The organism is uncultured Pseudoalteromonas sp., assembly GCF_963922945.1.
GTDB lineage: Bacteria > Pseudomonadota > Gammaproteobacteria > Enterobacterales > Alteromonadaceae > Pseudoalteromonas.
This window is the reverse complement of the sequence record NZ_CAWUKC010000144.1, coordinates 1-3,894: the sequence shown is the minus strand read 5'-3', so window position 1 is coordinate 3,894 and position 3,894 is coordinate 1. Positions and strand designations below refer to the sequence as shown.

Sequence of the window (3,894 nt, the reverse complement as noted above, 5' to 3'; positions counted from 1 at the left end):
GGTGAACATGGTGAACATGGTGAACATGGTGAACATGGTGAACATGGTGAACATGACAACCTAATCGGTGAGCCTAGTCAAATTACTGCGTTTTTAATGGGGTTCGACTCGCCTTTATACACTTTACAAGTTAGGCGTAATATCAATCAATACAAAAAAGAAGCCCTTTTAGCCATTATGCCCACGGTTACTTTAAAGGAGCTGTGGCAAATGCTCGCCATCGTCGAAAAAGTCCTCTTACTGTTCTCTGGCGTTGTTATATTGGTCAGTTTGTTAGGTATGTTGACCACACTTCTAGCTAGCTTAAATCAACGACGCAGAGAGCTTGCTATACTACGCTCAGTTGGGGCTAGGCCATGGCAGTTATTTACACTGATCAGCATAGAGTCGTTGTTTACAACATTATTAGGCTGTCTCGTTGGCTGTGGTTTGTACTATGGCGTTATGCTTATCAGTAGCCACTATTTACAAAGCCACGCAGGAATAAGCGTTAATATTGCCATGCTGTCTTACTATGAACTCACTTTAATAGGCGTTATTATGGCTGCTGGATTTATAATCGGCTTAATACCAGCCACCCGCGCTTACTTTTATTCGCTAAGCGATGGTATGAGTATAAAAACTTAACTTTAGGAATTTCATGAGACTTTTTAAATCTGCATCTTATTACAGCATGCTTATAGGCTGCATCATTATTAGCTTTTTCAGCAGCTCGAATCCGCCAAAAGAAATTTTTTGGGAAGACTTGATCCCACAGGGACATGTACAAATAGACACCCAAGCACAAGCTAACCACGAGGGCAGCGAACAAAATTGGGTGCAACCAGAGCTAGATGCCCCCGTAGTTGAAGAGTTAAATGGCCAGTCAGTAAGCTTACCCGGCTTTGTTGTGCCGCTTGAGGGCGACAGCGAAGTGATCACTGAGTTTTTGCTCGTGCCGTACTTTGGTGCGTGTATTCACGTACCGCCGCCACCGCCAAATCAAATTGTTCATGTAACAGTAAAAGGCGGTGTTCCCATACAAAGCCTGTATGATGCCATTGTTGTTACCGGTGTTATTAGCACCGAAACCTGGTCTGGTGAAATAGCCCAAGTGGGCTACAAAATGAAAGCCGTCGGTGTCGCACCGTTTGAGCTATAACACGGCTATTTTTGGCAGTGCTTACAAAACACTGTACTGCGCTGCCCTAGCCTAATTTCTTCAAGTGGCGTTTTACACGTTACGCACGCCTCACCTTTTCGCCCATATACGAGTAACTGCTGTGCAAAATAGCCCGGCTTACCATCACTTTGGGCAAAATCTTTTAGCGTTGTACCTCCTTGTGTAATAGCTGCAGCCAAGGTGTCTTTAATAATAGGTATGAGAGTTTGATAACGCTTTAATGACACTTTACCTGCTTCGCGCTTAGGGTGTATGCCTGCTTTAAATAGCGATTCATTAGCATAAATATTACCCACACCTACCACCACCGCGTTATCCATAATAAATTGCTTAACGGGTACTTTTTTGTTCCGCGATTGCTCATACACCCGTTTTGCAAAAAAATCATCGGTTAGCGGCTCAGGGCCAAGTTTTGAAAGTAACTTATGAACATCCCCCGGCGCTTGCCACAAACAGCAACCAAACCGGCGAGGGTCGTTTAATCGCAGTGCCTTATCATTTGCAAACACAAACTCCACATGGTCGTGTTTTTTAAGTGGCTCGCGTTTATCCACAACGCGTAAATTGCCCGACATCCCTAAATGTAAAATTGCGCTACCTAATTCACAGTGCAATAACAGGTATTTAGCACGCCGCTCAATACTTGTTACCATTAGGCCTTCAAGCTGATACACATCGTCAGGTACAGGCCAGCGCATGCTAGCATTGTAAATATTAACTTTATGTACAACTTGGTTTTCAATATGTGGGGTTATCCCCATCCGGCTTACTTCTACCTCTGGTAATTCAGGCATTAATGCAACTCACTTTTTGAAAAATCAACACTTGGAAATAACTGCTTTGCAGTTGCTAAGTCGAGCGCCATGACTCGTTGGCTATTTTTTTCGAGCAAATAATACTGACCACTCCCTTTGTAAAGTAAATAAACCCAAGGTAAGTTCTCACCTGCTAGCTCAAAGGTTGCAACATAAAGTGGTGAGTTTGGATTAAATACAACAGATTCATTAACTTCCAATAACGCAGCTGTTTGCCACTGATTAACTAACTCAGCTAGTTGTTGCTCCGACGCATCCCATCTCACAGGTGAGTTTGCTTGTAGCATGGTTGTACGCCAACTTGTACCAATGCGCTCAATTTTTTGATCAACAAAGCTCAGTGTTAACACAAAGCTCTGTACTGGTAGTATTGGCTGCAAACTCGGTTCATCATCACTACCTAAAAACTGCTTATGCCAGCCATTTAAAAAGAAGATCATGATCAACATCGAAAAAATAATAACGTTGTTCCACCCTTTGCGGCCCAGTCGCATATTTATACACCCAATAAATTCAAGATTTTAAAGTGTAACGAAAACTTAATTGCACTGTCTATATGTTAAAGGGCACAGACTTTGGTAGAATATCGGCAAATTTAAAGGAGTTCCGTCAATGTCTATGTATGTAGTGGGCCATAAAATCCCAGATTCAGATTCTATTTGTGGTGCAATTGCACTGGCTTATTTAAAAAACCAAATTGATGAGCCAGCAATTCCAACACGCCTTGGTGAAGTGTCACCAGAAACACAATTTATCCTAGATAAATTTGGCTTCGAAGCACCAGAGCTTAAACTAAGCTACGCTGGCGAAGATGTATATATTGTTGATCATACCGAAAAAACACAAGCGCCAGATGATATCGACCAAGCACGTGTTGTTGGTGTAGTTGATCACCATAAACTAGGCGATTTAACATCTTCTACACCGCTTGAGTGTTGGATCCGCCCAGTTGGCTGTTCAAACACCATTATTAAAATGATGTATGACTTCTACAATGTAGAAATCCCTAAGGATATCGCAGGTATCATGCTGTGTGCGATTTTAAGCGATACGGTTATTTTTAAATCACCAACGTGTACAACGGCTGATATTAAGTGCGTAGAAGCGCTAGCAGAAATTGCCGGTATTGAAGACTATAAAGAGCTAGGCATGGATATGTTCCGTGTTAAATCGTCTGTAGACGGCACGCCAGTACGTGACTTAGTAATGCGTGACTTTAAAGACTTCAACATGAACGGCAACCTAGTAGGCATTGGCCAGCTAGAGGTAATCGACCTAGCCGTATTTGACGAAATCAAAGCTGACCTTGAAGCAGATATCGCAAAACTAAAAGCCGAAGGCAACCGCCACTCAGTCTTTTTACTACTTACCGATATCATGAAAGAAGGCTCACAAATGTTAATCGCATCAGATGATGCAACACTTGTAGAGCAAGCTTATGGTGAAAAACCAAGCGAAGGTAAAGTATGGCTAGACGGCGTACTAAGCCGTAAAAAGCAAGTAGTGCCACCACTGCAAGACGTGTTTGCCAAGCTGTAAGCTGTAAGCTGTTAGTAAGCTAAATATTAAGCACCGCGTTTACAATAAACGCGGTGCTTTTTTATTGGTAGGCGTGAAGCTTGCTCACGCAATTGAAACATCTATACCATGCAGCAAGACGCCTACAATAAATTTAGCTTCAGAGCTTATTTGGGCTGTAGACGTAGAGCTTGCTCACGTTAGAAGCGAAGCTTCTCATGGCTTTAAAATATAATAACCACTGTAAAAGCACTACCTTTAAACTCCAGCAAGCAAGGCGCCTACAATACTCCCCTCTATAGCGCAGCGTCTCTTAACCTCTTTGTGAATAAATAACTTAACCCGGTAATCCCCCCGAAAAATAATAGATGCCAAACGTAGAATTTTCTCTTATTGTAA

General features: G+C 42.3%; 5 protein-coding genes. 3 read left to right on the top strand and 2 right to left on the bottom strand.

The genetic code is table 11. From position 1 onward, the window contains the following. Window positions 1-627 (top strand): ABC transporter permease (locus tag AABI99_RS17620; RefSeq protein WP_338367424.1); only part of this gene is annotated, 627 nt, incomplete at its 5' end. 46 nt (window positions 628-673) lie between these two features. Then, complete coding sequence (locus AABI99_RS17615) at window positions 674-1,141, top strand: DUF3299 domain-containing protein (protein ID WP_338367425.1); 468 nt, start codon at window positions 674-676, stop codon at window positions 1,139-1,141. 5 nt (window positions 1,142-1,146) lie between these two features. Here the strand turns inward: AABI99_RS17615 and mutM are convergent, their stop codons facing one another. Together mutM and AABI99_RS17605 are read right to left on the bottom strand one after the other, a co-directional pair. Further along, the gene (gene mutM / locus AABI99_RS17610) at window positions 1,147-1,956 is read right to left on the bottom strand and encodes a bifunctional DNA-formamidopyrimidine glycosylase/DNA-(apurinic or apyrimidinic site) lyase (RefSeq protein ID WP_338367423.1); all 810 of its coding nucleotides are present in this window, start codon (window positions 1,954-1,956) and stop codon (window positions 1,147-1,149) included. Then, the gene (locus tag AABI99_RS17605; RefSeq protein WP_338367422.1) at window positions 1,956-2,471 is read right to left on the bottom strand and encodes a hypothetical protein; all 516 of its coding nucleotides are present in this window, start codon (window positions 2,469-2,471) and stop codon (window positions 1,956-1,958) included. Before AABI99_RS17605 ends, mutM begins: the two co-directional genes overlap by 1 nt. Before the next feature lie 118 nt (window positions 2,472-2,589). Between AABI99_RS17605 and AABI99_RS17600 the strand changes: the two genes are divergently transcribed. Beyond that, complete coding sequence (locus AABI99_RS17600) at window positions 2,590-3,516, top strand: manganese-dependent inorganic pyrophosphatase (protein WP_338367421.1); 927 nt, start codon at window positions 2,590-2,592, stop codon at window positions 3,514-3,516. The last annotated feature ends 378 nt before the right edge of the window (window positions 3,517-3,894 follow it).